Source organism: Pseudoalteromonas sp. QJM3NY_22 (assembly GCF_056173065.1).
Map to the genome: position 1 here is coordinate 319,949 of NZ_JBWBTZ010000002.1, position 17,557 is coordinate 337,505.

At 37.5% G+C, this 17,557-nt stretch carries 15 protein-coding genes and 1 pseudogene; 10 read left to right on the plus strand and 6 right to left on the minus strand.

The window, feature by feature from the left end; genetic code table 11:
- Positions 1 to 143: 143 nt before the first annotated feature.
- Positions 144 to 560, plus strand: a complete 417-nt coding sequence (locus tag AC0VZ4_RS21735; RefSeq protein WP_475442104.1) for an MAPEG family protein — start codon at positions 144 to 146, stop codon at positions 558 to 560.
- A gap of 67 nt (positions 561 to 627) precedes the next feature.
- On the opposite strand, the gene AC0VZ4_RS21740 is transcribed toward AC0VZ4_RS21735, so the two are convergent.
- Complete coding sequence (locus AC0VZ4_RS21740) at positions 628 to 1,368, minus strand: peptidylprolyl isomerase (protein WP_475442105.1); 741 nt, start codon at positions 1,366 to 1,368, stop codon at positions 628 to 630.
- Between the two features lie 249 nt (positions 1,369 to 1,617).
- Here AC0VZ4_RS21740 and AC0VZ4_RS21745 point away from each other — a divergent pair, with 249 nt between their 5' ends.
- Positions 1,618 to 1,803 carry a hypothetical protein gene (locus tag AC0VZ4_RS21745; protein ID WP_475442106.1) on the plus strand — a complete coding sequence of 62 codons (186 nt, stop codon included), beginning with the start codon at positions 1,618 to 1,620 and terminating at the stop codon, positions 1,801 to 1,803.
- Positions 1,804 to 1,890: 87 nt separating this feature from the next.
- A complete protein-coding gene (gene ushA / locus AC0VZ4_RS21750; RefSeq protein WP_475442107.1) occupies positions 1,891 to 3,510 on the plus strand; it encodes a bifunctional UDP-sugar hydrolase/5'-nucleotidase UshA in 1,620 nt (539 codons plus the stop codon).
- A 29-nt stretch (positions 3,511 to 3,539) separates the two neighbouring features.
- Here ushA and AC0VZ4_RS21755 read toward each other — a convergent pair whose 3' ends face one another.
- Positions 3,540 to 4,484 carry a hypothetical protein gene (locus AC0VZ4_RS21755; RefSeq protein WP_475442108.1) on the minus strand — a complete coding sequence of 315 codons (945 nt, stop codon included), beginning with the start codon at positions 4,482 to 4,484 and terminating at the stop codon, positions 3,540 to 3,542.
- The gene (locus AC0VZ4_RS21760; protein ID WP_475442109.1) at positions 4,477 to 5,373 is read right to left on the minus strand and encodes a type 2 periplasmic-binding domain-containing protein; all 897 of its coding nucleotides are present in this window, start codon (positions 5,371 to 5,373) and stop codon (positions 4,477 to 4,479) included. The genes AC0VZ4_RS21755 and AC0VZ4_RS21760 overlap by 8 nt, the downstream gene beginning before the upstream one ends.
- A gap of 221 nt (positions 5,374 to 5,594) precedes the next feature.
- Here AC0VZ4_RS21760 and AC0VZ4_RS21765 point away from each other — a divergent pair, with 221 nt between their 5' ends.
- From AC0VZ4_RS21765 to AC0VZ4_RS21775, 3 genes are all read left to right on the plus strand, one after another.
- Positions 5,595 to 6,449 (plus strand): S1/P1 nuclease, encoded by an 855-nt coding sequence (locus AC0VZ4_RS21765; protein WP_475442110.1) that lies wholly within the window; start codon positions 5,595 to 5,597, stop codon positions 6,447 to 6,449.
- 43 nt (positions 6,450 to 6,492) lie between these two features.
- Entirely contained in the window at positions 6,493 to 9,726 is a 3,234-nt protein-coding gene (locus tag AC0VZ4_RS21770) for a TonB-dependent receptor (RefSeq protein ID WP_475442111.1), read from the plus strand.
- A gap of 340 nt (positions 9,727 to 10,066) precedes the next feature.
- Positions 10,067 to 13,195, plus strand: a complete 3,129-nt coding sequence (locus tag AC0VZ4_RS21775; protein WP_475442113.1) for a TonB-dependent receptor — start codon at positions 10,067 to 10,069, stop codon at positions 13,193 to 13,195.
- A 52-nt stretch (positions 13,196 to 13,247) separates the two neighbouring features.
- On the opposite strand, the gene AC0VZ4_RS21780 is transcribed toward AC0VZ4_RS21775, so the two are convergent.
- Positions 13,248 to 13,679: a MarR family winged helix-turn-helix transcriptional regulator gene (locus AC0VZ4_RS21780; protein WP_475442114.1), complete on the minus strand. Its 432-nt coding sequence runs from the start codon at positions 13,677 to 13,679 to the stop codon at positions 13,248 to 13,250.
- A gap of 151 nt (positions 13,680 to 13,830) precedes the next feature.
- Between AC0VZ4_RS21780 and hmgA the strand changes: the two genes are divergently transcribed.
- Together hmgA and maiA are read left to right on the plus strand one after the other, a co-directional pair.
- On the plus strand, positions 13,831 to 15,132 hold the full coding sequence (gene hmgA, locus AC0VZ4_RS21785; protein ID WP_475442115.1) for a homogentisate 1,2-dioxygenase: 1,302 nt from the start codon (positions 13,831 to 13,833) through the stop codon (positions 15,130 to 15,132).
- A gap of 2 nt (positions 15,133 to 15,134) precedes the next feature.
- Positions 15,135 to 15,764, plus strand: a complete 630-nt coding sequence (gene maiA / locus AC0VZ4_RS21790) for a maleylacetoacetate isomerase (RefSeq protein WP_475442116.1) — start codon at positions 15,135 to 15,137, stop codon at positions 15,762 to 15,764.
- Between the two features lie 15 nt (positions 15,765 to 15,779).
- Here maiA and AC0VZ4_RS21795 read toward each other — a convergent pair whose 3' ends face one another.
- Positions 15,780 to 16,013 carry a TIGR02647 family protein gene (locus tag AC0VZ4_RS21795; protein WP_007375551.1) on the minus strand — a complete coding sequence of 78 codons (234 nt, stop codon included), beginning with the start codon at positions 16,011 to 16,013 and terminating at the stop codon, positions 15,780 to 15,782.
- Positions 16,014 to 16,138: 125 nt separating this feature from the next.
- On the opposite strand from AC0VZ4_RS21795, the gene AC0VZ4_RS21800 reads away from it, so the two are divergent.
- A complete protein-coding gene (locus AC0VZ4_RS21800; RefSeq protein ID WP_475442117.1) occupies positions 16,139 to 16,441 on the plus strand; it encodes a DUF1496 domain-containing protein in 303 nt (100 codons plus the stop codon).
- 54 nt (positions 16,442 to 16,495) lie between these two features.
- Entirely contained in the window at positions 16,496 to 16,804 is a 309-nt protein-coding gene (locus AC0VZ4_RS21805; protein ID WP_475442118.1) for a VF530 family protein, read from the plus strand.
- A gap of 49 nt (positions 16,805 to 16,853) precedes the next feature.
- Here the strand turns inward: AC0VZ4_RS21805 and AC0VZ4_RS21810 are convergent.
- Positions 16,854 to 17,021 (minus strand): annotated as a pseudogene (locus AC0VZ4_RS21810) (diacylglycerol kinase family protein); the annotation flags it as partial.
- Between the last annotated feature and the right edge of the window lie 536 nt (positions 17,022 to 17,557).

Sequence of the window (17,557 nt, forward strand, 5' to 3'; positions counted from 1 at the left end):
TCAATTAATAACTTTCTACAAAATAACGCTATTTTGTGTAACACATTGTGAAAAATGTCTTCATAATCGGATATTAGTTGGAAGTCTGCCAACCTTGCGAGATTAAAAAACACGCAAATTCTAAATAATAATAAGGAAAAACAATGGAAAAAATCATCATACTTGCCATGTTTGCACAAGTTACGCTTTCACTGGTTGTTATGCTCATTATGGGTAAAAGGCGCTTTGCCGCAGCTAAAAACAAACAACTAGATTTAAGTGATTTTAAAACAATGCAGTTAGATAAGGCTGGCGACACTATTAGGGTTGCAGATAGGAACTTTTCGAATCAGTTTGAAATACCTGTACTTTTCTACGCGGGTTGTTTACTTGCGCTACTGCTTAATAGCGCCAGTACACTTGTGGCTATACTGGCCTGTTTATTTGTAGCAACACGAATTGTGCATAGTGTTATTCATTTAGGTAAAAATAACGTACGCGCACGTTTTAACGTGTTTTTACTGGGTTGTATTTGTGTGTTTTCAATTTGGCTAGCAATGGTTTGGCGAGTACTATTTTAAATAGCAAAGTTTAACAGTAGTAATGTGGACGGCTGGTTTAGGCCATCCACATTACCGTTAATTTTAATTATTTAGCACGTTTTAAACGAGGTACCGCAAGTAAGAAAGCACCTAAAAGCCAAATTAACCCGCCGCCAGAGCTACTACCTGAATCTGTTGATGTGTCAGCGTCAATTAACGTATTTGCAGTGACTGTAAGCCCTGCTGAAGAATTCGGATCATCATCCATTACAGTTACGCTTTGAATAGTCACTAAATTAGCACTGCTAATCGTTACGTCATTGCTTGAACATTGTTCAGCAGTAATATCAACAACTGGAGTTTCACCACAGTGCACCAAAGCTGCAATTTTATCTAAAGTAGATTGACTCGCTGCAGTAATTTGTCCGAACACGGTAAAACCACCATTTTGCGTATCAAGTGCAGCACTGTTATCGGTGATATTGAAAAACCACTGGCTTGTCGCGCTATTAGCATCACCTGATAATTTAGCCATAGCAATTGTACCCTTAACATTAGAAAAAACGGGTTCATTTACTACAGAAGGCTTTGTCGTAATCGCATCTAATGAATCAGAAAATGTAAATCCACCACCTTGAATAACGAAATTACTGACAGAGCGGTGAATCACTGTTTCGTTATATGAATCATCTTGAACATAACTTAAAAAATTTTCGACTGTTTTAGGTGTTTGTTGATCAAAGAGGTTAATTTCTATCACACCTTGGCTCGTGTTCATTTCGACAATAGTAGCGGTGCTTGTAAAACTTGCTGCAGTGAGTACTGAGCCAAGTAAAAGTTTTTTCATGTTACATTCCTGTAGTTATATTTTTTAGATAAGTAGTTAATACATTAATACATTAATACCATAGGCGATTAAAATCGATTCTAAAGTTTAAGTTGATACAAATTAGACCGTGTTGATAACAAATTAATTACATACATCATTATTTATATGCTTTTTGGCTATATATACTCAATTATTTACAATCAAATCATCTAAAAAGCGTAGCTACTTTTTGTTACTTTAAAAACACACAAATAATAGGACCCAACAATGCCACACACTAAACATACAATTTGTGACTTTGGTTTACACAAAGGTGAACCATACACAAAACTACCGGCGAGCTTTTTAACATGGATGATAGGTACTAATCACAGCAAGCGGGAATATGCGAATACCGAATTGAGGCGTCGTGAACGTGCTGCCACAAATCAATTAACCGCACCTTCTAAATAAAATGTAAATAAGTACGTTTTTTTAGGATTAAACTAGTTTAAACTACACGCTCAATAAATTAAGTAGACCTTAATCCATAGGTATTTTATGCGTATTATTATTTTATTCTCAATTATTCTTAGTGTACTTGGTTGCACTTCATCATCAACTAGTAGTCCCTCAACTCAATACTTAACTGTTCTACATACAAATGATAACCATGGACGTTTTTGGCACAATGAAAAAGGCGAATACGGCATGGCTGCACGTAAAACGCTTATTGATTCGCTTCGAGCTGAAGCGAACAAACAAGGTCATGCCGTTTTACTACTCTCTGGCGGTGATATTAATACGGGCATTCCTGAGTCAGATTTACAAAAAGCAGAACCTGACTTTAAAGGAATGTCGCTGATTGGTTACGATGCAATGGCATTAGGTAATCACGAATTCGATAACCCTATCGATGTTTTGAAGCAACAACAAAAATGGGTGAATTTCCCTTTTTTATCAGCCAATATATTTGAAAAAGAGTCAGGCGAGCACGCGTTTGATAGCTATAAAATATTCAAAAAAAATGGCTTAACTATTGCCGTTATTGGATTAACAACAACCGACACAGCTAAAATTGGTAATCCTCAGTATATTGGGCACTTAGAGTTTAAAGACCCTGTTGACGTTACCGCAAAACTAGCTAAAGAAATAAAAGCTAAGTACAACCCTGACATTACCATTGCACTGACTCATATGGGTCATTATGTTGATGCCAGCTTTGGCATTAATGCACCAGGCGATGTAACGCTTGCCCGCTCACTTCCTGCAAACACGCTTGATATGATCATTGGTGGTCACTCACAAGAACCTGTGTGTATGAGTGATACAAATGTAAATGACGATAACTTTAAACCAGGCCTTGCCTGTAAACCAGACCAGCAAAACGGTACTTACATTATGCAGGCCCATGAATGGGGTAAGTATGTGGGTAAAGCTGAGTTTAAACTTGAAAACGGTAAATTAACATTACTTGACTACAAACTTATGCCAGTTAATTTGTATGTTGATAAAGTACAAGCTGATGGCTCTACTAAAGCAGTATTAGCAAACGAGTACATTAAACCAGATTCAAAACTTGAATCTTATTTAGCGGTATATCAAGCTAAAGGCGCTAAACAAATTGAAGGTACCATTGGTGAAGTAGATGCTCGCTTAGAAGGTGACAGAAATAAAGTTCGCTATCAACAAACTAATCTTGCTCGCGTAATTATTCAAGCACAAATGGATGTAGTGGGTGCAGATTTTGGACTGATAAGTGGTGGTGGAATTCGCAGCTCAATTGATGCTGGTGAAGTAAGCTATAAAGATATTTTAAAAGTACATCCTTTTAAAAATCGCATTACTTATATGGATTGGCAAGGCAGTGATTTATGGGATTATTTAAATACAGTAACGAGCTTCCCACCGGATGCAGGTGCTTATTTGCAATACCATAAACTATCGTTTGAGCGTAAAGATGGCCAGCTAGTTAATGTGGTTATTAATGGCCAGCCTTTTAATAAACATAATACGTATAGAATGAGTCTAAATAGCTATAACGCATCAGGCGGTGATGGCTACCCTGCGCTTACTAATAAAAAGGGGTTTGTTAGTACAGATGAAACAGATGCCCAAGCCCTTCAAGACTTTATATCAAAAAACAGCCCTCTTAAAACGGCTGAGTTTGCTCCTAAGTAAATAAAGATAATAAGAGGAAAGTAGCTAAGCTACTTTCCTCTTATTTCAATATTACCTTTTTTAATATTTGCCAGCCCATAACTATGCAAACGAGAACGAGAGCCCTCACCATACGCTTTTGGTGGGTAATATAACTCTTTTTCTTCAGGGCATTCGTTAAGTACTTCATCTAGTGCCGCACGTATTTCACTCAACGTTTTTTCAAGACTATTATTAAAGTTTGGTCTTTTTCTAACCGTGTGACCAAGTTGGACTAACCTATAAAAATACTTGTTAGCAAGCTCTAGCAGTTCCTCAGGTACATCTTTATTATGGCTAAGTGCTACATCATCGTTATTTGTACAATACTCTACAAGTGCTAAATAAAAGCACAATGGCTTATTGGCTAAACATATTTTTTGTTCTGTATTACAACTACTAGATAATGTTTTATCATTAAGATCAACAATAAGTATCAGCGGCGTAGGTTCTGCAATTGATTGATGCTTTGCATTATTAAACTGCTTATTACTTTGTTTAATAAACGCAAACTTTACCCAAAAACTAATCAACACACTTAATACCAAAAATATAAAATAATAAATAAAATGACTCAGCGGAAAGTGAATGTGTTTAACACTAAAAACAACTAATACGAGTCCGTTATTTGTGCTCAAATTACGTATTATTTGGCTTGAGTTTATAGGTATTGCCATTTCGCTTTTTGGTGCAATAGCAACAACTTTAAGCCCACTCATATTAATGTAGCTATTTAAGATTTTGATATAGCTGTTAACTGCATCTTTATTACCTGAATGCTTAAGCAGCTCATTTGGTAAATCAAGTAATGGTAAATCTAGTGCTATTTGCCTTTCTATCTGCGTTATTTTTTGTTTAGTTACTTGCTGGTTTTTTTGAGTTACAGAAATATAAAAAACAGACGATAAAGTTAAAAACAAGCAAAGTAAAACAAGCAGTTGTTTATATTTACTCATCACTAACTTCCTCTTTTAAGTTTACTGAACTAGTACCGCAACTCCAAAATGGCTGTACGTTTTGATAGTAATGCAAACTTTGATCTTTAGACATATCCAGTAAATTTGCTTGCACTGCACACAATAAATCAGTATTGTTTTGCTGCATTTTTAAGTACCATCTTGTTCCTGAAATGTTATTACTCAATGGCGTAATATAGTTTTTAGAAAAACGTTTTTCGTCGCTCTCTTTCCAAAACGAGGCAATAATATCTACTTTTCCGTCGGCGAGTAAATCACGTAATTCGTTATGAGAGCTAGCATAAGTGATTTTCAAATTAGCTAAATTTATATCCAACTCTTTAAACGTCTGCTTTGGTAAAATATGCCCTGAGCGGCTGGTCGGATAATCAAGCAAACCTATGCGCTTATCTAAAAAGTATTGTTTTGTGATTCGAGGCTTTTCTTTAGAAGATATAAAAAAAGCCGTGTAGTCAGAAAAGCCAACAACAGGCTGGTAGTTATAGGTTGACTCTGCTTTAAAGGCTGCCATAATATTATTTTTAGCCAAAATTAAATCAGCAATACCTTTACCAACAAACTCAAAGCTGTCTGCCCTTCTATACCCCCAATATCCTTTTACAGAGCCATACTGCTTAGACACTACGTTATCAGAACACAAATTTTGTGTTAATAACTTGGCTATTTTTCTTGATTGCGTAAAAACAATCAATTGGCTTTTATTACTTGTTGCTGTTGTTTGACACTCTGTTGAGGTTTCGATCATAACTGGGAAATGCAAATCATCGTTATACACACTAACTTGTCCACAAACCCACGTAACGACCAATAAAATAAACAAAAATGTAACAATTAACGTTTTATGTAACACGATATTTTTCAAATTCAACGCAGTGCCACTCAAAAATAAATCATATATTGCATTTGAACAACTTTACTTACTTATTACAACAAGTAATTTTACCTGTTAATTATAAGTTATTGATTTTAATCACAAGTAAATAGGAAAGTATGAATTTTAATGAGTCCTTCCTATCAACATTAAAAGTGAGGACAATTGACCGCATTAGCTTATAGCAACCCCATGAAATATTCATTTAGGAAGTTCTAATGCATAACAATATAAAATACTCGATATCTTCTGCGCTTTTGATTAGTGCAATATTCACAAGCACTAACTCATACGCTTGGGGTCAAAATGGCCATCGTATTGTAGGGAAGATTGCAGAATCTCATATAACCGAAACAACAAAAACGGCAATACAACCCTACCTTGATGGTGAGTCACTTGCGCAAATATCAACGTGGCCTGATGAAATGCGCTCTGCTCCTGGCGAGTTTTGGCAAAAACAATCATCTCGTTGGCATTATATTAATGCAGCACCAGGAAAAACTTTCAGCTTCAATCACGAACATACTAAAAACAAAGAATCTGTAAGTAATATTCTTGAAGGCATTCACTATTCAATGCAAACGCTCACTGATAAAAATAGCACCTTGGATGCTAAACAGTTCAGTTTACGTTTTTTAGTACATTTAGTAGGCGACAGTCACCAACCATTTCATGCAGGTCGAGGTGAAGACAGAGGTGGTAACCGTATCAAAGTTTCATTTTTTAACGAAGAAACAAACCTTCACAGCCTTTGGGATACTAAGTTAATCGAAAACCAGAACTTGTCTTACACCGAATTTGCACAATTTATTGATACAAACAATAAAGAGCTAATTGCTGAGTATTTACAAAGTTCACCTAAAACTTGGGTTGAAGAATCTCATAATTTAGCAACAAAAATTTATAAATATACCAACGATGAAATTGGTTATAGCTACATATATAACAACACTCCGATTATAAAAACGCGCTTACAACAAGCAGGTATTCGACTAGCTGGATTACTAAATGCCTTATTTGACCCTTCTGCAAAAGAGTTAGAAACGGCGCTGAAAATGACGACTGACAAATAAACTGTATTAAATTTATATAACCTACACACGGGAAATCAACATTATGACTAAGCTTCGCCTTTCGAAATTAACTGGAGCGGTAATTTTAGCTCTAGGTGTTTCTACAAGCGCAATGGCTGCTGATACTTCATCTGCAATGCGTGGTAAAATCACAACGCCTTCAGGTGGCAGTGCTGCAAACGTTAAAATCAAAGTAGTTCACCAACCAACGGGAACTATTAGCGAACTAACTACAAACGAAAGTGGTACGTTTATCGCTAATGGTTTACGTGTAGGTGGTCCTTACATGGTGATCATCGATTCTGATACGTTTAACGACACAACGGTTGAAAATATCTACTTAAACCTTGGTGAAACTTACCGTTTAAGCTCGCAGCTAGCTCCGCTAAACATCGAAAAAATTGAAGTGTCTGGTTATAAGATTGTTCAACAATCAGGTGGGTCTAGTAGCACTTTTGGTTCTGATACTATTGAGAACATGCCAAGCTTTAACCGTGATATTAAAGATATTGCGCGTTTAAATCCACTCGCCAGCATTAATGGTAGTGGTGAGCTAACGTTTGCAGGTAGTAACCCGCGTACCAACGGCTTAACTGTTGACGGTATTGGTCAAAATGATGACTTTGGCTTGAACTTTGGTGGCTACCCTACTTCTCAGCCTCCTGTAGCACTTGATGCTATTGAACAAGTTTCTGTTGATGTATCTCCTTTCTCAGCTTCTAAAGGTAACTTTGGGGGCGGTACTATTAACGCAGTAACAAAATCTGGTACAAATGAGTTCAAGTTTTCTGGCTTTTACGAAATTTCGACTCCTGAGATAGCTGGTGACGTAAAAAGTATTCGTGAAGAAGATGAATTAGAGCCATTAACAGGTCATAAAACCTATTCTTTTTATGACGTCGAGCCTATCCAGTCAGAAAAACGATATGGTTTCAACGTAGGTGGCGCTATCCTTGAAGATGAGCTGTTTTATTTTGTAAACTATTCTAAATGGTCGAGCGAACAAGATCTAGATTACGGCTTTGACGGTTCTGGTGCTTCAAATGAATTTAATACTTCTGAAGCTAACTATAATCGTTTCATTTCTATCTTAAATAATGAATATGGCTTTACTGATTCATTAGCCGGCGCGCCTGAAGATACCAACGAAAGCTTACTAGTAAAACTAAGCTGGAATGCTAGTGATGACCACCGTTTAGATTTCACTTATCAATGGCAAGACGATCAAGACGAGCGCAATAGCAGCAGCGGTGGTAATTCTGTTGTTATGCGATCTAACACCTATGCTTATGTTACTAAGTTTAATAACTTTTCAACTAAATTATACTCAGATTGGAGTGACAACTTCTCTACTGAGGTAGGCATTGCGTATAAAGATGTAACATCAAACAGCAATACACGTTCAGATTTAGGCAGTGTTCGTGTCTATGAAGAAGAAAAAAATGGTCGTGGTACAGGCGCTCAATTTGCTTTTGGCACAGACAGCACCCGCCACGCCAACGTATCTGAAACTAAAAACCTAACGCTTACATTTGATGCAACCTATTTAATGGATGAACATGAAATTAACTTTGGTGCACAGTACGAATCATTAAAGCTTTATAACCTATTTGCCGAAGATTCATTAGGCTCGTGGCAGTTTAAAAGCTTAGATGACTTTGAAAATCGTATGGTAAGTTTTGAAGCTTCAGATTGGAAAAAAGATGAAAATGGTAACTACCCATACGCTTTTGAGTACAAAAATGCCTATACCAACAATTCAGCTGATAAAGCTTATGATGTAACGCGTAACCAACTTGCACTTTATATTGAAGATAAATTTTACATAGGCGATGATTTAGAAGTCACAGCGGGTGTGCGTTATGAGCGTTTATCATCAGATGACAAACCAACACTTAATGAAAATTTTGCTAATACGTATGGCTTTACCAATCAAGAAAATCTTGACGGACTAGATATTATTTTACCGCGTATCGGCTTTAAATATTATGCTACAGAAGCACTTACGATTAGTGGTGGTATTGGTCGTTTCCAAGGTGGCATTCCAAACGTTTGGTATAACAACTCATTCCAAGCCGATGGTATTACAGAGGTAACCGCCCCTTCAACCGTTATTAATGAATATTATGCTAATAACCAAGCTGATATTACTCAAGTCCCAGATGAAATTAAAAACTCATTAGAAAAGGGCAGCGGCAGCGTTGCTTTTATAGACCCTAATTTTAAATTGCCTTCAAGCATTCGTACTCAAATTGGTTTTGAATACGAATTCGACTCTGAATTATTGGGCAACGGTTTTAAGTGGCAAGCAGAAATCGCTTATCATAAAAAAGAAAATGAAGCCGTATGGCACAATGCTTCGATTCAACCAGTTGGATTAGCGGCAGATGGTGAACGAGTTATTAACCAGACTATTTATGACAACTTTGATAATGCTGATATCGTAATGACTAACTCATCTGAAGATGGTCGTTCAATTATTATTTCAACAGGCCTTGCTAAAGAATGGGACAACGGCTTATTTACCTCTTTTAGTTATGCACACCAAGACGTAACTGAATCTTCTATTGGTTCAGCATCGCAAGCTGAAGGTAACTACAAACATAATGTTACCGTTAACCGTAACGAAGACCTTGCTGCACGTGGCTCTTACGAAGTGGAACACAGTTTTAAAATTAATTTAGGTTACAATACTGAATTCTTCTCAGGCTACGCAACCAAATTTAATGTTTACTTTGAACGTCGTTCAGGTCGCCCATTTAGCTACACGATGAATATGTACCAAGACAGTGATTTAGGCGATACAAGTACGTTATACACAAACGGTGCATACTTACCTTATATTCCAACAGGAGCTGATGACCCTCTCGTAAACTGGGGTGAATCAAAAATGAATTGGAATCAGTTAGAGCTGCTGTTAAACAAAGCCGGTATCTCTGAACGAGGCCAAATACTCGGTAAAAACACAGCAACTCAGCCTTGGGTAACAACCATGGATATAAGCATCAAGCAAGAGATCCCTGGTTTTGCACAAGGTCACAGTGGTGAAATTTACTTCATGATTGATAACTTTGCTAATTTACTTAACAGTGACTGGGGTATAGAGAAACGTTTAAGCTATGCAAACCAAACTATTTATGACTTTGGTGGTTTAGATGAGGAAGGTCGTTATATTATCGATTCAGCATATAACGGTGCGGATGTGCGTAATTACTCGCAAATCAGTTCATCGTCATCAGCTTGGCAGGCTAAAGTTGGTATCAGCTACAAATTTTAAGCCTTAAAGCAATACAAATAACGTGTTAAGTTATTTGTAAATCACAATAAACCCATTGCAAGTTTGTAATGGGTTTTTTCATATTCCCCCTACAATTTCACATGTTTGTCATAAAGCCCGCGTAATATAAACCCCGATATAGAGTTATTGCTCAAAAAAACACTCAAATAGACAAAAATAGTACTATTTATTAAAAATATATTGCGGTTGTATTTTATTTGTAACGAATAAATGAGGTACACTAGTAACGGATTTTGAATAAATGAACTTCGACTGTTTATTTTTCAAAATTTAAAATAAAAATATAAAAATTTAATTATTAACTACACGGGAAAATTAAATGAAAACTCAATTACGCAAAACAGCTCTTTCACTTGCTATTGCAGCATGTGTTGGTGTAAGTGGCGCTGCAATGGCTAACGAAACGACCTCTGCAATTAAAGGTCAAGTAATGGGGCCTAATGGCAACCCCGCAGCCGGCACTAAAGTAACAATTTTACACGTGCCTTCAGGATCAGTAAAAACAACTGAAGTAAATGACGCCGGTTATTTCACAGCCAAAGGCCTGCGTGTTGGCGGTCCTTATAAAGTAATTGTTGATTCTGATGTATATGCAGACCAAGAATTCAATAACATTATTCTTAATATTGGTAACGACTACCCAGTAAACGTTTCTCTTGAGTCACAATCAAGCATGGAACAAATTGTAGTTTCTGGCGCGCCAATTAGCGCAATGTCTGGTGGTACTGGTCCGGCGTCTACATTTACGCTAACTGATCTTGAAAATACGCCAGCTATTAACCGTGATTTAAAAGACATTATTCGTATCGACCCGCGTATCACAATTGATGATAGCCGTGGTTCAATTAACTGTGGTGGTGGTAACCCTCGTTACAACAGCTTAACGCTTGATGGCGTTCGTATGAACGATAACTTTGGCTTAAGCTCAAACGGTTACCCGACTATCCGTGCTCCTTTTTCTTTTGATTCAATTGAACAAGTATCTGCTGAGCTAGCACCATTTGATGTTCAGTACGGTGGTTTTACATCGTGTAACATCAACGCAGTAACCAAATCTGGTGGCAATGATGTTCATGGCGCTGTTTTCTATGATTACACTAGCGACTCTTTCAAGGGTGATAAAATTGAAGGTGATGACGTTGATAACGGTAACTATACTGAAAAACGTTACGGCTTCAACGTAGGTCTTCCACTAATTGAAGATAAACTATTTTTATTCACTTCATATGAAAAACTTGAAGGCGTTCAACAGTTTAACTACGATGGTTTAAGCAGTGGCAGTGTAACTGCTGATGATATTTCTCGAATTCAGAGCATTTCTCAATCTGTTTACGGTTATGATGCCGGTGGTATGCCTTCAAGTATGCCTGTTGAAGATGAAAAAATACTAGTTAAACTAGATTGGAACATCAACGAAGATCACCGCGCAAACTTAATCTACAACTACAACGATGGTAATACTGTTTCACAGTCTGATACTGGCTCTAGCCGTGTATCACTATCTAACCACTTTTATGACCAAAGTGCAGAATTCACTTCAATCATTGCATCTGTTTACTCTGATTGGTCAGATGACTTCTCTACTGAAGTTCGAATTGGTAAATCTGAGCTTGATGCAACAGTACAATCACTAGATGCAGCAAGCAGCTTTGGTGAAATGCAAATTCGTACCGACGATGGTGGTACAGTTTATATTGGTCCAGATGATTCACGTCAATCAAATGACTTAGATTACGATACAACTACATTTAAAGTTGCAGGTACTTACTACCTTGATCAACATACAATTACTGCTGGTTATGAGTTCGAAGAGTTAGATGTATTTAACTTATTCGTTCAGCATACTGAAGGTGAATATCGTTTTGACTCAATAAATAATTTTGAGGCAGGTCTTGCCGACCGTATCTACTACAATAATGCGGCAGGTACGAATGATCCAAATGATGCTGCTGCGAGCTTTTCGTACGCTCAGCATACGTTTTATGTTCAAGACGAATACGCATTTACAGACCTACATGCAAACATTACGTTTGGTCTACGTTACGACAAATATACAAGTGATGACGTACCTAACTTCAACCAAAACTTTACTGACCGCTATGGCTACAGTAACCAAAGTACATTTGATGGTATTGATTTAATTCAACCACGTGTTGGCTTCCAGTGGTATGCAACAGACGAGCTAGAAGTACGCGCAGGTGTCGGCTTATTCTCTGGTGGTAATCCAAATGTTTGGTTATCAAATTCATATTCGAATGATGGTATAACAAACATTAGTACATTACTTCGCGATGACGATAATAAAATTGATTTATTCAATACAGCTAATGTAAATGCTGGTAAACCAGGTTTTGAAGTTCCTCAGCAATTATTTGATGAGGTTGGTAATACTGTAATCGGCTCAGGTGATTCAGCAACAAACGCTGTTGACCCAGGCTTCGAAATTCCTTCAGAATGGAAGTATTCACTTGGTGCAACATACACAACTGAAAACGAGTATGTTATTTCACTTGATTACTTATACTCTAAGAAAAGAGACGCTGCATTAACGCGTGACATCGCTCTTCAAGATAGCGGCGAAAATACTTTTGACGGTCGCCCTATCTACGAGTCAATTGAAGGTCGCAAGGAGGAATACCTTCTTACAAATGTAACTGGTGATAGCGGTGATTCATCGGTTATCTCATTAGCGGTTAGCAAGATGTTTGATAATGGTGTGAGCGTAAACTTTGGTTATGCATACACAGATTCTGATGATGTTAACCCAATGACTAGCTCTACAGCAGGTTCTAACTACGGTAATATTGCGCTAACAGATCCAGGTAACCCAGGTGTTGCTTCATCTGATTACGAAATCCCACATCGTTTTACTATGACTCTTGGTTATAGTCATGAGTTTGTTGATGGATTTGCTACTCGCTTTAACCTATTCGGTGAAGCATATAAAGGCTTACCTTACAGCTACACATTTGATGGCAGTGATAGCAAATTCGGTGACTCAAACTGGAATGGCAACCGCCAGCTATTGTATGTTCCACTAGAAAACGATCCTAACGTTGTTTACGACATGAGTGCTGCTGATATCAATGAATTCAATGAATTTATTGCATCAAATGGTTTAAAACGTGGTCAAACGACTAGCCGTAACGCAGAGAACTCTGATTGGTTTGTTAAGTTTAACTTTAAAGTGACACAAGAGCTTCCAGGTTTTATGGAAGGTCACAAAGGTGAAGCATTCTTCGTAATTGATAACCTTACAAATCTGTTAAACGATGATTGGGGCGTACTTAAGAAAGGTCCTTTCGTAGGCGCTAGCATGATTTCAACATCAATTGATGAAGAAGGCCGCTACGTATACTCAGACTTTAACAAAAACAACGCAAATACATCAGTACAATCTGATGCGTCTTTATGGCAAATGCGTGTAGGTGTTCGTTACACTTTCTAATTTAGAATTGTAAACAAATACATTTTTTAAAAGCCCACTTTGGTGGGCTTTTTTATGCCTTTAATTTGTTATTTAACTTTTCAAAAATACTCACTAATACTTCGTATTCTTCGTTTGTTAAAGTGCTCAGTAATTGTTTTTCCCAATTCAGTGCATCGGGCGCTATATTTTCATATAAGCTTTGCCCTGCTTTGCTCAGTACAAGTAAGGCCGCGCGTTTGTCTTGCTTATTTAGCTCACTTCTCACTAAACCTTTATCTATTAAAACTTTTACCGCGCGCGACACTGTTGACTTATCCATGTTTGCTTGCGTGCATAAATCCTTTGCGTTGCTCTGGCCATACTGCGCTAAATTAGCAAGTATTCGCCACTGAGGAATATTTAAACCGTATTTAGTTTGATAAACCTCGGCAAAGTCGTTACTTACACGTGTTGCTACATTCGTTAATTGATAAGGTAAAAACGTTGCTAAATCAATTTTCATTTTTGGTTATCCCAGCTTTATAAGGTTTACTTTGGTGTTCATTAATATTTACGCATGTGCGGAGTTGCACATTTGATATTAGTCTCATTTGAGAGTATCTTAACTTAAATAAAAATAATATTAAACCAACCCCCTCTCACAGGAGTCAGTAATGGCGACACAATTAAGTTATATGACTGGTTTTGGTAATGAATTTGAAACACAAGCGCTACCCGGTGCATTGCCAATAGGACAATTTAGCCCACAAAAGGTTAAATACGACTTATACACCGAGCAATTTAGTTCGACTGCATTTACGGCTCCTCGCGCTTCAAATCGCCGCACTTGGTTTTACCGCCTTCGTCCGTCTGTAGTGCAAGGTGATTACCAAGCAATTGATAACGGCCTAATAAGAACAGCCCCAATTACTGAAGCCGTAACACCACCAACAATGCTACGTTGGAACCCTATTGATATGCCTTCACAGCCTACTGATTTTATTGATGGCTTGGTAACGATGGCAGCTAATGGCAGTGCTAATGGACAATCTGGTATTGGCATTCATGTATATGTCGCTAATCAGTCAATGCAAGGGCGTTACTTTTGCAATGCCGATGGCGAAATGTTGTTTGTCCCTCAGCAAGGTGAGTTATTAATTCACACCGAGTGCGGGAAGTTAAGTATTAAACCAGGTGAAATTGCTGTAATTCCCAGAGGAATTAAGTTCTCTGTTGATTTAATTGACGATACAGCCCGTGGTTATATTTGTGAAAATTATGGCCATGCGTTAGAGCTTGCAGAGCGAGGGCCTGTTGGTGCCAACGGTTTTGCCAACGACAGAGACTATCAATACCCTGTAGCAGCCTTTGAAGATAAAGAAGGTGACTTTGAGCTTGTTTCTAAATTTAACGGTAATTTATTTAGCTGTGAAATAAAGCACTCTCCTTTTGATGTAGTTGCATGGACGGGTAATAGTGCGCCCTATAAATACGACTTATCGCGTTTTAATGTAATGAATACAGTGAGCTTTGATCACCCCGACCCGTCTATATTCACTGTACTAACCTCTCCTTCTGCTACTGAAGGTATGGCAAATGTCGATTTTGTGATATTTCCACCGCGTTGGATGGTAGCCGAAAATACATTCCGTCCGCCTTATTATCACCGCAATATTATGAGTGAATTTATGGGCTTAATCGAAGGTGTATATGATGCAAAAGAGCACGGTTTTGTACCTGGTGGCGCAAGTTTACACAATTGTATGTCGCCACATGGACCTGAAGCCGACGTATTTGAAAAAGCTTCAAACGCTGAACTTACACCACAAAAATACGAAAATACATTGGCCTTTATGTTTGAGTCGCGCTATATAATTTCACCGACAAAATATGCATTAGAAGGTAAAGAACGCCAACCAAACTACACCGATTGCTGGCGTACTATTAAAAAACAATTTACAGGTTCACAGGATTAATTATGAAATTATACAGCTACTTTCGCTCATCAGCGGCTTATAGAGTGCGTATAGCGCTTAACTTAAAAGCAATTGATCATGAACTTGCTATTATTAACCTTTTAAAAACAGAGCAGCTTGGGGAAGAGTACTTAGCCACTAATCCGCAAGGCTTACTACCTGCACTTGAAACCGATGATGGTGTTTTATCACAATCGCTTGCAATACTGGAGTGGCTAGATGAAACGTACCCACAGTCGCCGTTAATTACAGGGACTGCGTGGCAAAAAGCACAAATAAGAAACTTAAGCTTTGCCATTGCTTGCGATATTCATCCTGTTAATAATTTACGCGTGCTGAAGTATTTATCAAACGAATTAGGTGTTGATGACGAGGCTAAAAATAAGTGGTATCGACATTGGATAGAAGTTGGCTTTGAAAAAATAGAACTAATGCTAAACGAAAGTAATGACTACTGTTTTGGCGACCAACCAACACTTGCTGATATTTGTTTAGTGCCGCAAGTATTTAATGCGATCCGTTTTAACGTAGATATGAGCGCTTATCCAAAAATTGCAGCCATTTACGAGCATTGTAATAAACTAGCTGCATTTAATGATGCTGCACCGCAAAATCAACCCGATGCAAATTAAGCTAATTTTTAGTAACTAACTTTGTAGCGCACTATGAATAACCGTAACGTGCTCAATTAAATCTAAGCCCAGATCAGTTAAATATCCGCCATCTGGGCTATCTATAATCCCTTTTTCAAATAAACGTTGCGCTGCACTAAGTAAGCTTGGCTCTGCGTCTGAATGTAATTTAATACCCTGCATTTTACTGTCGCGAGGGAATTTTGCTAATAGTGTGAATTCTTCGATCATTGTTTGATTAAATTGCATTGTGTGCACCTTTTTATTGTTCTGTGAATAACTAAGTTTATAATTAAATCACTTTGTGTACTTTACACTAGCACGTTTTTTAGCTTAATGTATTATTTTTAACCCTCCCTATTTAAAGGCCTCTAATGCGTCACTTTTTAATTCTATGTTTTTGTTTTAGCAGCTTATCGTATTCAATACTTAGTGAAGCAACAACGCTTAAAACCCATTCAATTATTGATGCAAACCAGTTTGTAAATGAAGAATCTAACTGTTGGTATGACAACAAACGCTATAGCGAAGGGTCATTAATACAAATTCACTCATTTACACTTTTGTGCGGTGCTAAAACTCCCCAGCATAGTAACAGCCAACTCATTTGGCTTAAAACAGATAAACAAGGCAATGCTATTTACCCTACGACTCCTAAAAAAATCACTGTGAATTAGCGCTAAAAGCTGATTTGAGCTACAATGCACGAAGTTTAAATAAGTAGTATGGCTATGGATAATCAACCTAAAAACCCTTTACATGGGGTAACGTTAGAACAAATACTTGTTGAGTTAGAACAGCGACTTGGCTGGAGAACACTTGGCGAGCAAGTAAAAATTAAATGTTTTACTGATCAACCGAGCATTAAATCGAGTTTAAAGTTTCTGCGTAAAACGCCTTGGGCTCGTGATAAAGTGGAAACACTTTATATTCACACTATAAATAACAAACCTATTCGTAGACCAAAAAGTGCACCGAGAGAAACATCTTCTCAAGCGCCCGATACAACAGGGTTTGTTTGGCCATCAATTAAAAAATGATGTAAAAATGGAGCTGATTTAGCTCCTTTTTGATTGTAGCAAGCGCGATTTATTGCTCTTTACAAATCACATTTAATGAGGCTTGTTCAATAGTAATAACCAGTTTTTGAGCAGTTTTAACTTCACCATCTAGTACGTACTTAAGCTCTTCTTCGCCTGTAACCTCGGCCCTTTTAGCATTTGTATGATGCGAATTTATTACTAAATGTGTTTGTGATCCCTCCCACTACTTTTAGATACACTACTAAGTAAGTACAATAATCATAGCGGTACTTATGAAAACAAAGAAACCACGTAAAACTCATACAACTGAATTTAAACAAGAAGCTGTTCCGTTAGCTGCAAAAATCGGTGTTGCTGCTACAGCTAGAGATTTAGACACCTTAATTTAACTGACGTAGAGCTTAACTCATCAGTTATCGCTTAAGCAGATTTCAGGTTAATTAACAATCAATTATAAGGTGTTGCATTGACCTATTGAATTCACCGCCACCTACTTCGCGAAGAATCAAAAATAAAGCGGTTCAAATTCATGCGAGCGCACCAAGCAGAATTTAAGGTGTCATGCATGGCTTTGGTGCTTGAAGTGTCGCGAAGTGGGTTTTATCATTGGCCTAAATTCGCTGAGCAGGTTAGTCAACGAGCATTGCAACAACAGCTACGAGATGAGTAAATACAACAGATTTTTGTTGATTCAAAGCAGTGTTATGGTGCTACTCGCATCCAAGTTGAATTGGAAGATAATCAGCAAAC